Source organism: Saccharothrix texasensis (genome assembly GCF_003752005.1).
Taxonomy (GTDB): Bacteria; Actinomycetota; Actinomycetes; order Mycobacteriales; family Pseudonocardiaceae; genus Actinosynnema; species Actinosynnema texasense.
On record NZ_RJKM01000001.1, the window covers coordinates 7,328,611 to 7,343,225 of the forward strand.

Genomic DNA, 14,615 nt, shown 5'->3' on the forward strand with positions numbered 1-14,615 from the left:
CGGCCCCAGTAGGTTGGCGCCGTGGACGAGAACGCGGACGCACGGGACATGTTGGCGGTGGCGGTGGCCGAAGCGCGCGCCGGGCTCGCCGAAGGCGGCATCCCGATCGGCGCGGCGCTCTTCACCGCCGGCGGCACCCTCCTGGGCCGCGGCCACAACCGGCGGGTGCAGGACGACGACGCGTCCACCCACGCCGAGACCGCCGCGTTCCGCGCCGCCGGCCGCCGGCCGGGCTACCGCGACACGGTCATGGTCACCACGCTGTCACCGTGCTGGTACTGCAGCGGGCTCGTTCGCCAGTTCGGGATACCCCACGTGGTGATCGGCGAGGCCCGGACGTTCCACGGCGGTCACGACTGGCTCGCCGAACACGGCGTCCGGATCACCCTGCTGGACGACCAGGCGTGCGTCGGGATGATGACCGACTTCATCGCCGCCCGGCCACAGCTGTGGTTCGAGGACATCGGACAGGACTGACGGCCCAGGATTAACGCGCCGCGCCGTGCGGCGACACAATCCCGACACGGGCCGACGCCACCATCAGCGGGCATGGAACCGTGGCACGTCGACGAATCACTGGCTTGCTTCGTGCTGGCCGAAGGCGCGGTGGCGGTGGAAGTGCCCGCCAGCTGGGGCGCCGAGGTCAGCACCTGCCTGCGCTCCGCCGGACCGCTCGGGCCGATCCTCGCCATCCCCGGTCCCCGGCTGCGCTGGCTGTTCCTCGCCAGACCAGACCCGGAACCCGGGACGCGGCACGTGCCGCCGCCGGACGTCCGCTACTGGCACGGGCCGCGCCGGATCCCGGCGGCCGAATCACGCTGGGTGGTGCCCCCGGCAGGCGCACTGCCCCCGGTGGGGGCGGTGCGCTGCGCCATCAGGACGGTCCGCCGGTTCTGGTAGGGCCTGCGCCCCTAGAACCGGCTCAAGGCCTCTTCCACGGAACCGACGACGGTGAACACCGAGCTGAGCCCGGTCGCCTCGATCGGCCGCTGCGTCGCCCGGCTGGTCGCGACCAGCACCAGCGGAACGCCGAGGCCGCTCGCCCGCTGACTGCCGACGACCAGCGACTCCAATCCGGCCGAGCCGAGGAAGCGCACCCCGCCGAGGTCCACCACCACACCTCGCACGTCCTCCACCAGGTGCTCCGTGAGAGGCCTGGTCAGCTCCTCAGCGCTGCTCGTGTCCAACTCGCCCGACACGTGCAGCACCACCACGCCGTCCGCGGGTCTGTCGACCCGAACGGAAGCGAGCGTTGCCGCGGGTTCTGGCACGCCGGTACTCCTCTCATTCAGCGACGCCGGCGCGGCGTCGAATCCTCCACGGTAGACCTCAACGGGCATCGTCGACCGTTTCAGCCAAGATCAGGTCGACCAGTCCGCGCGCGTCCGGCGAACCGCCGAGAGCCCGGCGCTGGCGCGCCGCGCCGCTGCCGTGCGCGCCCAACCAGGCCACGTGATCTTCCACAATGGACAGCGCGGAGGCGTCGCCGAGCGCGTCCGCGCACCACGACACCAGGTCGGCCAGCCGATCCCGGGCCGGCACCAGGTTGCCCGTGCGCGGGTCGACCGCCAGGCCGTCCACGCCGTCGCGCGCGGCCCGCCAGTACGCGGCGCGCAACATCATGTCGTCCACCCGTTCGGGTTCACCCGACTCGGCGGCCGTGCGGGCGAACGCCCGGATGACCTCGGCGATGACGACCGCCTCGCGGGCCGTCATCGGGATGTCCGCGACCCGCACCTCGACCGTGGGGTGCCGCACCGACGGCCGCACGTCCCAGTAGACCATCCCGGTGTCGAGCAGCACCTCGGTCGACTCCAGCGCACCCACCAGCCGGTCGTACTCGGCGGCCGAACCCAGGTGCGGCGGCGGACCGCTGATCGGCCACCGCGACCACACGATCGTGCGCCAACTCGCGTAACCCGTGTCCTCGGCCTGCTCGATCGGGGAGTTCACGCTCAACGCCAGCAACGTCGGCAGCCACGGCCGCAGCGCGTTCGCCACCCGGACCGCCACGTCCCGGTCCGGCACACCCACGTGGACGTGCATCCCGCACACGCCCTGACCGCCGATGATCGCCCGGTGGGAGCGCTCCATCATGCGGTAGCGGCGGTCGTCCGTGCCCGGCGGCGGACCCAGCGTGCCGATCGGCGGGATCGCCGAGGCCATCAGCCGCGCCCCCGCCGCGTGCGCGGCCTTCGCCAGGTGCAGCCGGCCGCCGACGACCTGCTCCGCCAGCTCCTCGGTGGTCTCGCACACCGGCGTGGCGACCTCGATCTGGAACGGCGTCAGCTCCCGCTGCACGTCATGACCCGCACCGGCGTGCTGCGCGACCGAGTCGGCCAGCGGCACGGGTCGGCGCGTCTCGGGGTCGACGAGGAGGAACTCCTGTTCCACCCCGACGGTCCACGGCTCGGTCATGACGGTCCCATACCCAATCGGGCGAAGTTTCAACCACGGTGTTTCAGATTCTTTCGCACGCCGGCGTTTCACGTGGTCGTGGTCGGGAACCACGGCGCTGTGAGGTTGCGCCGCAGTGATCCGTCGGGGCCCGGCTGGCGCCGGCGTGCCCGCGGTCGGGGGTTCAGCTACGCCGACGCCGACGGCGAGCCGCTGGACGCCGGGTCGGTCGAGCGGGTCAAGTCCCTGGTCATCCCGCCCGCGTGGCGCGACGTGTGGGTCTGCCCGCACCCGAACGGCCACATCCAGGCGGTGGGCACGGACGCGGCCGGTCGCCGTCAGTACCTCTACCACGAGCGGTGGCGGCAGGACCGCGACGAGGAGAAGCACGACCGGGTGCTCGCGCTGGCGCCGCTGCTCCCGGGGTTCCGGGCGGAGCTGGGGCGGGAGCTGGAAGGCCGGGGGCGGTCGCGGCAGCGGGTGCTGGCGGTGGCGTTGGCGGTGCTGGAACGCGGGGTGTTCCGGGTCGGCGGCGAGACGTACGCGGCGGACAACGGCACCCACGGCGTGGCGACGCTGCTGTGCTCCCACGTGGCCGTTCGGCGGTCCACTGTGGAGTTCTGCTACCCGGCGAAGGGCGGCATCGAGTTCACCACGGTCGTGGACGACGAGGTGCTGGCGCGGGCCGTCCGGGGGCTGCTGCGGGGGCGGGGCGGAAACGAGCGGCTGCTGGTCGACCAGCGGGGTCGCGCGGTCGGGTCGGACGACGTGAACGAGCGGTTCAAGGAGATGGTGGGGGCCGAGTTCTCGGTGAAGGACCTGCGGACGTGGCACGCGACGGTGCTGGCGGCGGCGGCGTTCGCGCGGGAAGGGCGGCCGGAGACGAAGCGGGGCCGGCAGCGGGTGGAGGTGGCCGTGGTGAAGGAGGTCTCCGAGAGCCTGGGCAACACCCCGGCGGTGGCGCGGAAGTCCTACATCGACCCGCGGGTGGTCCGGCTGTACCACGACGGGGTGATGATCAGGGCGAAGTCGGCTGATCGTGGGACAGTGGAGCGCGCCGTGCTGCGGATGCTGCGGAAGTGAAACAGCTTCGCGTCCCGTGTTTTCGCAGGCCGGCGGGTCGTTCGGTCACACAATCGGGTGATCAATGGCCGAAAATGTACGGAAACACTGTTACCGCACCTCGGTTAAAACCATGAGGAGCCCTCGCCAACCACCGCCGACCATCACGACCAACCACCACCCCGCACCGGCCGGCCCCAGCCCCGGCACCGCAGACCACCCCGGTGATCGACCACCGTGTCCCGCCGGCGCGATCACCGGCCGACCGCCCCACCGGCCGACCGCCCCACCGGCCGACCGCCCCACCGGCCGACCGCCCCACCGGCCGACCGTCCACCGGCCCACCGGCTGGCGCAGGCACCGTGACGCCGGCCGGCACCGGGCGGCGGAGGTGGACGGGTCGCGCTGGGGAGCGCCGGTGTCGCGGAGCCGCGGCACCGCGGGATGTCACTGGCGGAGCAGGGCCCCGACGTCCTCGTGCAGCCGAACCGCCCCGCCGACGATCACGATCTCGGCCCCGCACTCGACCGCGCGCAACGGCAGCACCTCGTCGGCCCGCTCGTCGTCGACCTGCTGCGACCCGACGAGCGCGTCGGTGAGCAAGAGCGTGTCGACCCGGCCCTCGGCCAGCGCCTGCCTGACCGCCACCAGCCCGTGCACGGCGCGTCCGGTGAGCCGCGTGGACTCGTCGCGGAACCGTTCGACCACCGCCCGCCGGGCGTCCTGGTTCGCGCGACCGGCCAGGTGCAGCACGGCCCGGTCCGGTGGCCCCTCCACCTCCACCACCAGGTGGTGGTAGCGGTTCGGCAGGGCGACCCGCAGTGATCGCCGCCCGGCCAGCGGACCGGCCAGCACCAGCAGCGGTGCGCCCAGGCGGTCGACCAGGGTGGCGGCTTCCTGGGCGACGTCGGCCAGTTCGGCGGCGTCCAGCCGGCGGCCCGGTCCGCGCGCGCCCACCGTCGCCACGGCCACCGGGCGGCCGGTCGGGTCGACGCCGCGCAGGTCCACGCCGTGCTCGCCGACCTGCACGACCACGTGCGGCAGGAGGGGTTCGGACAGGTCGACCAGCGGCAGGACGTAGGGGAGCGGGCCGCAGCGAGCCGTGTAGCCGGTCGGCGGGACGGGGACGTACTGGTCGACCAGCACCCGCCCGCCGCCCACGATCAGGCCACGCCCGGCGAGGCCGCGCGGGGTCACGCCGGACACGATCGCGTTGTGCGCCAACGCGACGAGGTACGGGTCGGCGCCCATGGCTTGAAGTTGATCACGCATCGCCCGCCACCGCAGGTCCACGTGATCGCCGACGTCGAGGTACACGGAGACGAACGGTCCTTCGACGTCGACCAGGTTTTTCAGACTCGCCGTGTGCATCGGTTCGGTCCTCCCCGTTCGGGTTACACGGTTGGTACCCGAACGGGGGGTGGTGCAACCGCGTCGACCGGCGCGAGAAAAGTGCGCCCATCGCGTCGAATACCCGATTGAGCCGATTACTCGGGGACGGTTGTGGGAACGGCCCGGTGATCCATCCGGGAAAGGGTCCGGGGCAAGGTCCGGGAAAGTGTCCGGGAAAGGGGCCGGGGGAAGGTCCGGGGGGAAGGGTCCGGGGAAGTCCGGGGAGAGGTGCGGGGAAAGCGGGGGGCAGGGGGGCACGGGAGGGCAGGGGAGGGCCAGGGGGTCAGCCGGAGCCGGCGGTGCGGCGGCGGGCGCGTTGTTCGCACCACGCGCAGCTCTCGGCGACGCCCACGGAGGCGAAGCCGATCAGCAGGTGCACCGCGTTGCCGACGATGCCGGCGTCCATCGCGCCGCCCGGCTCGCCCACCCCGAACGCGAACACGACCAGGTACACGACGCCCATCATGACGCCGACCAGCCGCGCCACCCGGGTCCGCACGGCCGCCGCGCCGAGCACCGCGCCGGTCACCAGGTGCAGCACCGCCAACCGGGGCTCGGACCGCACGAGGTCCACCACGCCCCACGCGACCAGCAGCGCGCCCAAGATCAGGGCCGTCCGCTGCGGCCAGGTCAGACCCACCGGGCTCGTCACCACTGCGACCACCCCTTTCGCCTCGCGCCGGTCCGACGGCGCACGGCCGCTACTCGTCGTCGAGCAGCGACCGCAACCGGGCCAGTGATCGGCTCAGCAGGCGTGAGACGTGCATCTGCGACACGCCGACCGAGTCCGCGATCTGGCTCTGCGTCATGCCCCGGAAGAACCGCAGCACGACGATCCGTCTTTCCCTCTTGGGTAGCCCGCGGAGCATCGGATCCAACGCGTGCTGCAGCTCGACCACTTCCAGGGCCGGGTCGTCGCAGACCAGGCGGTCGGCGTAGGTCAGCTCGTCGTTGATCGACTGCTCGTCCAGCGACAGCAGGTGGTACGCCGACGTCGCGTGCAGCCCTTCGTACACCTGGTCCACCCCGATGCCCAGGTGCCTGGCGACCTCGCTCGGCGTCGGCGTGCGCCCGGACACCCGGGACAGCTCCACGCGCGCGGTGTCGATGGCGACGCACAGCTCCTTCAACCGCCGCGGCACGCGCACCGCCCACCCCTGGTCGCGCAGGTACCGCCGCACCTCGCCGGTGATGGTGGGCACGGCGAACGCCAGGAAGTCGATGCCGCGCGACACGTCGAACCGGTCGACGGCGTTGATCAGCCCGACCGCCGCCACCTGCCGCAGGTCCTCCACCGACTCGCCGCGCTCGGCGAACCGGTCGGCGATGTGCCTGGCCATCGGCAGGTGCTCGGTCACCAGCCGGTCCCGCAACCGCTGGTAGCGCGAGCCGTCCCGCTCGGCTTCCGCCAACTCGTGGAACAACGGCTGGTAGTCCACCGCGCTCATGCCCGGCACCTCAGCTCGACCCGCAACCGGCCCTCCCCATCGACCCAGGTGGCCACCGCGTCGGTCACGGAGCTGACCACCCGCCAGTACAACGAGTCGTGGTCGGGGACGGTGACGGCCGATGACCGGACCTCTGCGCGGAACCGAACGGAATCACCTTCCCGGGCGAACCGGCACCGGAGCACGGCCGAGGGGTCGAGGGTGCGCGAGATCAACGCGCTGCACGCCTCGTCGACGGCGATGACCAGGTCGATGGCCAGTTCGGGGGTGCGCCGGGCGACTGCCGCGGCCACCGCGCGGATGACCGAGAGGTGGGCGGGTTTCGCCGCCAACCTGAGTTCCACCTCCGAGTCGTCCATGTGTGGCGAACGCTCCTCACACCCTCGTCGCGGTCGCCGGGGGCATACCCAAGGACCCCGTGGCCTACACCAGTCCACACAGGACTGAGCAACAGAATCGTGAAAGCCGAACATGCCGTGGGCTGGTTCATCACGGTTTGCGAACAGCGGTAGGTAACCCTGTGATCGGAGTCATACTGATCGCCTCCCCGACATCCCCGGAGGCGCCTGGTGCTCGAGGCGAACAACCTTGAGGTGGTCTACGACGACGTGATGTTGGTGCTGCGCGGCGTGAGCCTGAGGGTTCCGGAGGGGCGGATCGTCGCCCTGCTCGGCGCGAACGGAGCGGGCAAGACGACGCTGCTGCGGGCGCTGTCCGGCCTGCTCGACGTGCACGACGGCAAGATCACCCGCGGTGGGATCACCCTGGACGGCGAACCCATCCACCGCTCCTCGCCGACGCGCATCGCGTCGCTCGGCGTGAAGCAGGCGCTGGAGGGCAGGCGCATCCTGGCCGAGCTGACGGTCGAGGAGAACCTGCGCATCGGCGGCCACAGCAGGCCGCGCGGCGTCAAGCAGAACCTGGACCGGATGTACGAGTTGTTCCCCCGGTTGCGCGAACGGCGGCGGCAGAGCGCCGGCTACCTGTCCGGCGGCGAGCAGCAGATGCTGTCCATCGGCCGGGCGCTGATGTCCGAGCCGCGCTACCTGCTGCTGGACGAGCCGAGCCTCGGCCTGGCCCCGCTCATGGTCCAGCAGATCCGCGACCTCATCGTGAAGATCAACGCGACGGGCACGACGGTGCTGCTGGTCGAGCAGAACGCGACCATGGCGCTGTCCATCGCCGACCACGGCTACGTGCTGGAGACCGGCAAGGTCGTGATGGACAAGCCGGCCGCCGCGCTGCTGGCCGACGAGGACGTGCGCGAGTTCTACCTGGGCCTGCGCGGCGAGGCCACCGCGCAGTCGTTCCGCGACGTGAAGCACTACAAGCGGCGGAAGCGGTGGTTGTCGTGAGCACCCCCGACGAGGGCAACGTGCTGGAAGTGCGGGACGTGCGGCTGGCGTTCGACGGCGTCACCGCCGTGGACGGCGTGTCGTTCCACGTCGCCGCGGGCGAGCTGTTCGCCATCATCGGCCCCAACGGCGCGGGCAAGACGTCGATCTTCAACGTGCTGTCCGGCGTCTACCGGCCGCAGCAGGGCTCGGTCCGGTTCCGGGGCGAGGAGGTGCTCGGCAGGCGCCCGCACAAGATCGCCGCCATGGGCATCGCCCGGACGTTCCAGAACATCGAGCTGTTCGCGCACCTCACCGTGGTCGAGAACCTGATGCTCGGCCGGCACAACCACATGCGGTACGGGGCGCTGGCCGCGTTCGCGTGGGTCGGCCGGGCCCGGCGCGAGGAGCTGGCCAACCGGGAGGCCGTGGAGGAGGTCATCGACTTCCTCGAGCTGGAGCAGTGGCGACGCCTGCCGGTGGGCCTGCTGCCGTACGGCGTGCAGAAGCGCGTGGAGCTCGGGCGCGCGCTCGCGATGGAACCGAAGGTGCTGCTGCTGGACGAGCCGGTGGCCGGCATGAACGTCGAGGAGACCGAGGACATGGCGCGGTTCGTGCTCGACGTCCGCGACGAGCTCGGCATCGCGATGATCATGGTCGAGCACGACATGGGCCTGGTGATGGACCTCGCCGACCGGGTGATGGTGCTGGACTTCGGCAAGCCGATCCGCACCGGCACGCCCGCCGAGGTGCAGCAGGACCCGGACGTCGTGCGCGCCTACCTCGGCGAGGCGCACCAGGGCGTGGGAGGTGCGGCATGACCGCGGCCACCACCACCGGGCTCACCACCGTGGTGACCCGCATCCGCGACCGGGCCGCCCGCACCCCGGACGCGGTGGCGTTGCGGGCCAAGGACTTCGGCATCTGGCGCGAGGTCACCTGGTCGCAGTACTGGGCGCAGGCCGAGCTGGTCGGCCACGCCCTGCTGGCGCTCGGCGTCGACGCGGGCGACCGGGTCGCGATCGGCTCGGAGAACCGCCGCGAGTGGCTCTACGCCGACGTCGGCGCGGTGGCCGTGCGCGCGGTCACCGTGGGCCTGTACCCGACGAACCCGGCCGCCGAGGTCGCCTACCTCCTGTCGCACTCCGCGGCACGCGTGCTCATCGCCGAGGACCAGGAGCAGGTGGACAAGGCGCTGGCCGTGCTGGACGCCCTGCCCGACCTCGAACGGATCGTCTACATCGAGCCGCGCGGCATCCGGCACCGCTACGACAACCCGAAGCTGCTGTCGTGGGACGACTTCCTGGCGATGGGCGCGGAACACCGCGAGCACCACCCGGACGCGGTCGCGCACCGGATGCGCGAGGTCGAACCGGACGACGTGATGACGTTGATCTACACCTCCGGCACGACCGGGCCGCCCAAGGGCGCGATGCTCACCGTGGCGAACGTCGAGTTCGCGGTCGAGTCGCTGATCGAGGGCGGCGGGTTCACCGACCCGCCACCGTCGCCCAAGGACATCACGCTGTCGTACCTGCCGCTGTGCCACGTCGCCGAACGCATCTTCACCACCTGGTTCAGCGCGTCGGCCGGGGTGCAGGTGCACTTCGCCGAGTCCATCGAGACGGTGCAGGCGAACCTGCGCGAGGTGCAGCCGACGATCCTGTTCGGCGTGCCGCGCATCTGGGAGAAGGTGCTGGCGGCCATCACGATCAACGCCTCCAGCGCCACCCGGCTCAAGCGGGCCACCACCCGGTTCTGGCTGCGCGTGGCCGACGGCCTGGGCGAGCAGCTCGTGCGCAACGGCGGCCGGCACACCGTCGCGACCCGGCTGAAGTACGGGGTGGGCTGGCTGTTGTGCTTCCGCGCGTTGAAGGCGCGGATCGGCATGAGGCACGTCCGGTACGCGTCGTCGGGCGCCGCGCCCATCTCGCCGCAGGTGCTGCGGTTCTTCATGGGCATCGGCGTGCCGATGCACGAGGTGTACGGGATGACGGAGAACACCGCCGTCGCCACCGGCAACCGGCCCGGCCGGGTGAAGGTCGGCACCGTCGGCGAGCCGCACCCCGGCGTGGAGCTGCGGATCGCCGACGACGGCGAGATCCAGACCAGGCACGCGGGCGTGTTCGCGGGCTACTGGCGCGACGAGGACGCGACCCGGCGGGCGACGACCCCGGACGGCTGGCTGCGCACCGGCGACGTCGGCGAGTGGGTCGACGGCACGCACGTGCGGATCACCGACCGGATGAAGGACATCATCATCACCGCGGGCGGCAAGAACGTGGCGCCGTCCGAGGTCGAGAACGCGCTGAAGTCGTCGCCGTACATCAAGGAGGCGGTCGTGCTCGGCGACCGGCGCCCCTACCTGGTGGCGCTGATCGGCATCGAGCAGGACACCGTCGGCCACTGGGCCCGGCAGCGCCGGATCACCTACACCACCTACCGCGACCTCGCGGAGAAGGACGAGGTGCGCGAGTTGGTGCAGGACATCGTGACGCGGGTCAACGAGCGGTTCGCCACCGTGGAGCAGGTCAAGAAGTTCCGGATGCTGCCCAAGGAGCTCGACCACGAGGACGGCGAGCTGACCGCGACGCAGAAGGTGAAGCGGTCGGCGCTGGCCGAGGTGTTCGGCGAGCTCGTCGACGACATGTACGCCGGGGGTCGCGGATGACCGAGTTCCTGCAATCGCTGATCCGCGGCCTCGGCTCCGGGTCGATCTACGCGCTGCTGGCGCTGGGCTTCGTCATCATCTACAAGTCCACCAGGGTGATCAGCTTCGCGCAGCCGGCGTTCATGCTGGCGGGCGCGGTGCTGGTCAGCTACCTGGCCGCGGAAGTCGGCTTCTTCGCGGCCGTGCCGATCGCGGCGGTGCTGATCGCCGTGCTGGCGCTGGGCGTGGAGCGGACCGTGCTGCGGCCGATGATCGGCAAGCCGGTGTTCGTGGTCGCGATCATCACCATCGGCGTGGACGTGGTGGTGCGCGTGGTGACCAACGCGTTCATCGGGCTGGACGTGCGGCAGGTCGGCGACCCGTGGGGGTTGTCGACGGCGACGCTGCTCGGCGTCGAGGTGCAGCAGCGGTACCTGGTCATGTTCGGCACCACGGTGGTCGTGGTCGCGGTGCTGTTCGCGTTCTTCCGGTTCTCCCGGGTCGGGCTGGCGATGCGGGCGGTCGCCTACGACCAGGAGGTCGCGCTGGCGCAGGGCATCTCGGTCGGCTCGGTGTTCGCCCTGTCGTGGGCCATCGCGGGTGGTCTGGCCGCGTTGGCCGGGGTGTTCGTGGCGACCGGCGCGGGCGTGGACCAGCAGCTGTGGGTGATCGCGCTGAAGGCGTTGCCGGCGATCATCCTCGGCGGGTTGGACTCGCTGGGCGGCGCGGTCGTCGGCGGGCTGGCGGTCGGGGTGGTGGAGTCGCTGGTCGGCACCTACCAGGGTGACGTGGCGCCGTGGCTGGGCCCGAACTTCGCGCTGGTCGCGCCCTACGTGCTGATGCTGGTCGTGCTGCTGGTGCGGCCCTACGGGCTGTTCGGCAGCAAGGAGGTGGAACGCCTGTGAAGGGTCGTCCGGAGCTCTACACCTCCTACGCGCAGGACATGGCGTTCCTCAACACGCGCCCCAAGCGGACGTGGACGGGGGCGTTGGTGGTGGTGGCGCTGCTGGTGCCGTTCGCCATCACCGACGACCTGCTGATGCTGCTGGCCACCGGGTTCGTGGCGGCGATCGGCGCGATCGGGCTGAACATCGCGACCGGGTACGCCGGGCAGGTGTCGCTGGGGCACGCGTTCTTCCTGGCCATCGGCGCGTACACGGGCGCGGCGCTCTCCGGCGACCCGGACGGGCGGGTGCTCGGGTTCGGCGTGACGTCGCTGCCCGTGTGGCTGCTGGCGTCCGGGCTGGTGGCGGGGTTGGCGGGACTGGTCGTGGCGCCGATCGCGGTCCGGTTGCGGGGTCTCTACCTGGCGATCGTGACGCTGGGGCTGGTGTTCCTCGGGGAGCACGTCTTCCGCGAGTGGACGTCGTTGACCGGCGGTCCCGGCGTGGGCCGGCCGGCGGCGGTGCCGGAGCTGTTCGGCGTGCGGCTGGACCGGCCGTCGGAGTTCTTCAGCGGGCCCCAGCAGCTGTACCTGCTGATGTTCGTGCTGCTGGTGATCTTCGCGGTGCTGGCGCGCAACCTGGTGCGGTCGCGGATCGGGCGGGCGTTCGCGGCGGTGCGCGACCGGGACCTCGCGGCGGCCGTGATCGGCGTCGACCTGACCCGGTACAAGGCGCTCGCGTTCGCCGTGTCGTCGTTCTACGCCGGCGTGGCGGGCTCGTTGCTGTTCGTGGTCAACGGGTTCTTCGACCCCGGCTCGTTCGGCCTGCTGCTGTCGGTGCAGTACATCGCCATGGTGCTCATCGGCGGCGCGGGCACCATCTCCGGCGCGATCATGGGCGCGCTGTTCATCACGCTGCTGCCGCGCATCACCCGGGAACTCCCGACGGTGCTGCCGTTCATCAGCGCAGACGCGACCGGTGCGGTCACGGTGTTCCAGGTCGAGGCGGTCCTCTACGGGCTGCTGATCGTGGTGTTCCTGATCGTGGAGCCACGTGGCCTGTTCGGTATCTGGGTGCGCGTCCGCAACTACTGGCGCACGTGGCCTTTCTCGTACTGAAAGGGTGGATGGGATGGCAAGTCACAGAGCGGTGCTCGCGGTGCTCTCCGTGGTGGCGCTGGCCACCGTCGCGTGCCGCGGCGGCGACGGCGCGGCCCCGCAGGAGGGCAAGGGCGGTATCAAGGTCGACTTCGGCGTGACCAGCGAGCCGTGCCCGGACACCGGCCACAGTGACCGGGGCTGCATCTACCTCGGGTCGATCTCCGACCTGACCGAAGGGCCGTTCAAGACGCTCGCGGTGCCGATCACGGAGTCGCAGAAGGCGTTCTGGAAGCGCGTGAACGACAAGGGCGGCATCGGCGGCTACGACGTCGACGTGACCTCCTACGTCAAGGACAACAAGTACAACCCGCAGATCCACAACCAGGTCTACCAGGAGATGAAGGGCAAGATCCTGGCCCTGGCGCAGACCCTGGGCTCGCCGACGACCGCGGCGATCCTGCCCGACCTGGAGAGCACGCAGATGGTCGGCGTGCCGGCGTCGTGGACGTCGCTGTGGGGCGTGGAGGAAGTAGTCCTGGAGTCGGGCGCGAACTACTGCGTCGAGTCGATGAACTCGGTCGACTACGCGGCGGACGAGCTCGGCGCGAAGAGCGTGATGGCCGTGCACCTGCCCGGCGACTACGGCGACGACGCGGCGGCGGGCGCGAAGATCGCGGCGGAGAAGCGCGGCCTGACGTTCTCCAACGCGGTCACCCAGACCGGCCAGGACAACCAGGGCGGCGCGATCGACGCGGTGCTGGCGAGCAAGCCGGACGTGGTGATCCTGACGACCGGGCCGACCGACGCGGCGGTGATCATCGGCCAGACGGCGGCGCGCGGGTTCAAGGGCAAGTTCATCGGCACGTCGCCGACGTGGAACCAGGGCCTGATGCAGAGCCCGGCGGCGCCCGCGATCAAGGCGCTCTACCTGCAGTCGGCGCCGTGGAAGTCGTGGGCGACGGACACTCCGGGCCACAAGGCGCTGCGCGAAGCCCTGCCGAGCGTGACGCCGAACGACGGCTACACGGCCGGCTGGGTGTGGTCCTACCCGTTGAAGGCGGCGCTGGAGAAGGCGGCCGCCAACAAGGACCTGACCCGGGCCGGTGTGCTCGCGGCCGTGCGGCAGCTGAACTCGGTGGACTACGAGGGCATGCTGCCCGACGGCGCGGGCAACTTCGCGGGCAACGCGAACGACTCCGCGTTCCGGCAGACGCTGATCTACAAGCCGGACGAGCAGGCGGCGACCGGGGTCGGCCTGGTGGAGGACTTCTTCACCGGGACGACGGCGAAGGACTTCAAGTTCGAGAAGCCCTGCTACACCTGATCTCCCCGACCCATCTCCCCGACCCACCTGATCCGACGCACCCCGGTCGCGCTCGTCGCGGCCGGGGTGCCGCCGTTCACGGGCCGCCGACCGCCGCGTCCGGGCCGATCACCCTGCGGCGGGGGTGAGGGCCGGGTCGGGCCCAGACGCCGACGCGTTCCGGTCCCGGGCAGTCGCTGCGGTCCGCCGAAGGCGGCTCGATGCCGATGGTCAGCAGGCGTGCGCCCGTGACGGCGAGGTCCACCGGTCGCGGGGTCGGGCCGGTGTCCGGGACTTCGGTCACGCGGCGGTCGTCGACCAGGACGTAGAAGTCCAGTTCTTTCGTCATCAATGAATCGTCCGCGATGGCGACATGGGCGGTGAACCGGTCGTATTCGCCGTTCAACGCGAAGGTGAGCTGGGCCGCCGAACACCACGCCCCGGTGGCGGAAACGGATTTCGAGTAGGTCACGCCCCGCACCTTCGCGGGGGCGGCCGTCCACGGGCTCTCGACGTACATGTCGTCGATCGAGCTGCTGTCGACCGGCGGCAGGTCGGCCAGCCAGACGGCGCCCGGTCTCCCCGCGGCGACGCTCTCCGGGGTCGACGCAACCACTGTCGACGTCTCGACCTGCGGTGACGTGGTCGTGCTCGCGCCGACCGGGCTGGCGGGCTCGGCGTCGAACGTGCTGCCGATGACGATCCCCAGTGCCAGCACGGCGACGCCCGCGGCCGACAGCAGGACCGCCGATCCCGGTTTGCGGCGCACGGGCGCGCTGGTCGGGTCCTGGTCATCCATGTCGGTGACCCCTTCGGTCCAAGACGTGAGCCGAACTCGGGACGAAACCGCCGGACAATTCGCCGACGGGCGGAGCACGCTAACACCGATTCGGTCGACGCACGTCGGGAAACGTCAATGCGAGTAGTTTCACGAGTAATCCGCACAATTGCGGTGGAACGGTGACGGGACGCAATTCGCGGCCGGCCGCCGCCCGCACGGGCAGTCGGCGCCGCCCCCGGGGAACGCCTGCCGCGCGGTCGTCGG

Annotated in this window: 16 protein-coding genes; 9 read left to right on the top strand and 7 right to left on the bottom strand. The window is 71.3% G+C overall.

Annotated elements, in window-relative coordinates; genetic code table 11:
* Positions 1-48 precede the first annotated feature (48 nt).
* Positions 49-477 carry a nucleoside deaminase gene (locus EDD40_RS32885; protein ID WP_123748459.1) on the top strand — a complete coding sequence of 143 codons (429 nt, stop codon included), beginning with the start codon at positions 49-51 and terminating at the stop codon, positions 475-477.
* Positions 478-549: 72 nt separating this feature from the next.
* The gene (locus EDD40_RS32890) at positions 550-900 is read left to right on the top strand and encodes a hypothetical protein (RefSeq protein ID WP_123746372.1); all 351 of its coding nucleotides are present in this window, start codon (positions 550-552) and stop codon (positions 898-900) included.
* An 11-nt stretch (positions 901-911) separates the two neighbouring features.
* Here the strand turns inward: EDD40_RS32890 and EDD40_RS32895 are convergent, their stop codons facing one another.
* Both EDD40_RS32895 and EDD40_RS32900 read right to left on the bottom strand, forming a co-directional pair.
* A complete protein-coding gene (locus tag EDD40_RS32895) occupies positions 912-1,271 on the bottom strand; it encodes an STAS domain-containing protein (RefSeq protein WP_170185272.1) in 360 nt (119 codons plus the stop codon).
* Positions 1,272-1,329: 58 nt separating this feature from the next.
* Positions 1,330-2,418 carry a carboxylate-amine ligase gene (locus EDD40_RS32900; protein WP_123746374.1) on the bottom strand — a complete coding sequence of 363 codons (1,089 nt, stop codon included), beginning with the start codon at positions 2,416-2,418 and terminating at the stop codon, positions 1,330-1,332.
* Between the two features lie 99 nt (positions 2,419-2,517).
* Between EDD40_RS32900 and EDD40_RS32905 the strand changes: the two genes are divergently transcribed.
* Positions 2,518-3,480 (top strand): DNA topoisomerase IB, encoded by a 963-nt coding sequence (locus tag EDD40_RS32905; RefSeq protein ID WP_123748460.1) that lies wholly within the window; start codon positions 2,518-2,520, stop codon positions 3,478-3,480.
* Between the two features lie 426 nt (positions 3,481-3,906).
* Here the strand turns inward: EDD40_RS32905 and EDD40_RS32910 are convergent, their stop codons facing one another.
* From EDD40_RS32910 to EDD40_RS32925, 4 genes are all read right to left on the bottom strand, one after another.
* Positions 3,907-4,830 carry a baeRF2 domain-containing protein gene (locus EDD40_RS32910; RefSeq protein WP_123746375.1) on the bottom strand — a complete coding sequence of 308 codons (924 nt, stop codon included), beginning with the start codon at positions 4,828-4,830 and terminating at the stop codon, positions 3,907-3,909.
* 304 nt (positions 4,831-5,134) lie between these two features.
* Positions 5,135-5,515 (bottom strand): hypothetical protein, encoded by a 381-nt coding sequence (locus tag EDD40_RS32915; RefSeq protein ID WP_148088974.1) that lies wholly within the window; start codon positions 5,513-5,515, stop codon positions 5,135-5,137.
* Positions 5,516-5,552: 37 nt separating this feature from the next.
* Positions 5,553-6,299 (bottom strand): SigB/SigF/SigG family RNA polymerase sigma factor, encoded by a 747-nt coding sequence (locus EDD40_RS32920; RefSeq protein ID WP_123748461.1) that lies wholly within the window; start codon positions 6,297-6,299, stop codon positions 5,553-5,555.
* The gene (locus tag EDD40_RS32925; RefSeq protein WP_123746377.1) at positions 6,296-6,658 is read right to left on the bottom strand and encodes an ATP-binding protein; all 363 of its coding nucleotides are present in this window, start codon (positions 6,656-6,658) and stop codon (positions 6,296-6,298) included. The genes EDD40_RS32920 and EDD40_RS32925 overlap by 4 nt, the downstream gene beginning before the upstream one ends.
* A gap of 210 nt (positions 6,659-6,868) precedes the next feature.
* Here EDD40_RS32925 and EDD40_RS32930 point away from each other — a divergent pair, with 210 nt between their 5' ends.
* Genes EDD40_RS32930 through EDD40_RS32955 form a run of 6 tightly spaced genes read left to right on the top strand, consistent with a single transcriptional unit; the run spans position 6,869 to position 13,591 of the window.
* A complete protein-coding gene (locus EDD40_RS32930; RefSeq protein ID WP_123746378.1) occupies positions 6,869-7,654 on the top strand; it encodes an ABC transporter ATP-binding protein in 786 nt (261 codons plus the stop codon).
* Complete coding sequence (locus EDD40_RS32935; RefSeq protein ID WP_236594402.1) at positions 7,651-8,454, top strand: ABC transporter ATP-binding protein; 804 nt, start codon at positions 7,651-7,653, stop codon at positions 8,452-8,454. Before EDD40_RS32930 ends, EDD40_RS32935 begins: the two co-directional genes overlap by 4 nt.
* Positions 8,451-10,304 carry an AMP-dependent synthetase/ligase gene (locus EDD40_RS32940; protein WP_123746380.1) on the top strand — a complete coding sequence of 618 codons (1,854 nt, stop codon included), beginning with the start codon at positions 8,451-8,453 and terminating at the stop codon, positions 10,302-10,304. Before EDD40_RS32935 ends, EDD40_RS32940 begins: the two co-directional genes overlap by 4 nt.
* On the top strand, positions 10,301-11,188 hold the full coding sequence (locus tag EDD40_RS32945; RefSeq protein ID WP_123746381.1) for a branched-chain amino acid ABC transporter permease: 888 nt from the start codon (positions 10,301-10,303) through the stop codon (positions 11,186-11,188). Before EDD40_RS32940 ends, EDD40_RS32945 begins: the two co-directional genes overlap by 4 nt.
* Positions 11,185-12,285 carry a branched-chain amino acid ABC transporter permease gene (locus EDD40_RS32950; protein ID WP_123746382.1) on the top strand — a complete coding sequence of 367 codons (1,101 nt, stop codon included), beginning with the start codon at positions 11,185-11,187 and terminating at the stop codon, positions 12,283-12,285. Before EDD40_RS32945 ends, EDD40_RS32950 begins: the two co-directional genes overlap by 4 nt.
* A gap of 13 nt (positions 12,286-12,298) precedes the next feature.
* The gene (locus tag EDD40_RS32955) at positions 12,299-13,591 is read left to right on the top strand and encodes an ABC transporter substrate-binding protein (protein WP_211348279.1); all 1,293 of its coding nucleotides are present in this window, start codon (positions 12,299-12,301) and stop codon (positions 13,589-13,591) included.
* A 76-nt stretch (positions 13,592-13,667) separates the two neighbouring features.
* On the opposite strand, the gene EDD40_RS32960 is transcribed toward EDD40_RS32955, so the two are convergent.
* Entirely contained in the window at positions 13,668-14,369 is a 702-nt protein-coding gene (locus EDD40_RS32960) for an NPCBM/NEW2 domain-containing protein (RefSeq protein ID WP_123746384.1), read from the bottom strand.
* Positions 14,370-14,615: the final 246 nt, after the last annotated feature.

Coding starts and splice junctions, on each gene's coding strand:
- EDD40_RS32945 (WP_123746381.1), top strand. CDS start 10,301: ATGACCGAGTTCCTGCAATCGCTGATCCGCGGCCTCGGCTCCGGGTCG.
- EDD40_RS32885 (WP_123748459.1), top strand. CDS start 49: ATGTTGGCGGTGGCGGTGGCCGAAGCGCGCGCCGGGCTCGCCGAAGGC.
- EDD40_RS32900 (WP_123746374.1), bottom strand. CDS start 2,418: ATGACCGAGCCGTGGACCGTCGGGGTGGAACAGGAGTTCCTCCTCGTC.
- EDD40_RS32890 (WP_123746372.1), top strand. CDS start 550: ATGGAACCGTGGCACGTCGACGAATCACTGGCTTGCTTCGTGCTGGCC.
- EDD40_RS32925 (WP_123746377.1), bottom strand. CDS start 6,658: ATGGACGACTCGGAGGTGGAACTCAGGTTGGCGGCGAAACCCGCCCAC.
- EDD40_RS32910 (WP_123746375.1), bottom strand. CDS start 4,830: ATGCACACGGCGAGTCTGAAAAACCTGGTCGACGTCGAAGGACCGTTC.
- EDD40_RS32940 (WP_123746380.1), top strand. CDS start 8,451: ATGACCGCGGCCACCACCACCGGGCTCACCACCGTGGTGACCCGCATC.
- EDD40_RS32955 (WP_211348279.1), top strand. CDS start 12,299: ATGGCAAGTCACAGAGCGGTGCTCGCGGTGCTCTCCGTGGTGGCGCTG.
- EDD40_RS32960 (WP_123746384.1), bottom strand. CDS start 14,369: ATGGATGACCAGGACCCGACCAGCGCGCCCGTGCGCCGCAAACCGGGA.
- EDD40_RS32920 (WP_123748461.1), bottom strand. CDS start 6,299: ATGAGCGCGGTGGACTACCAGCCGTTGTTCCACGAGTTGGCGGAAGCC.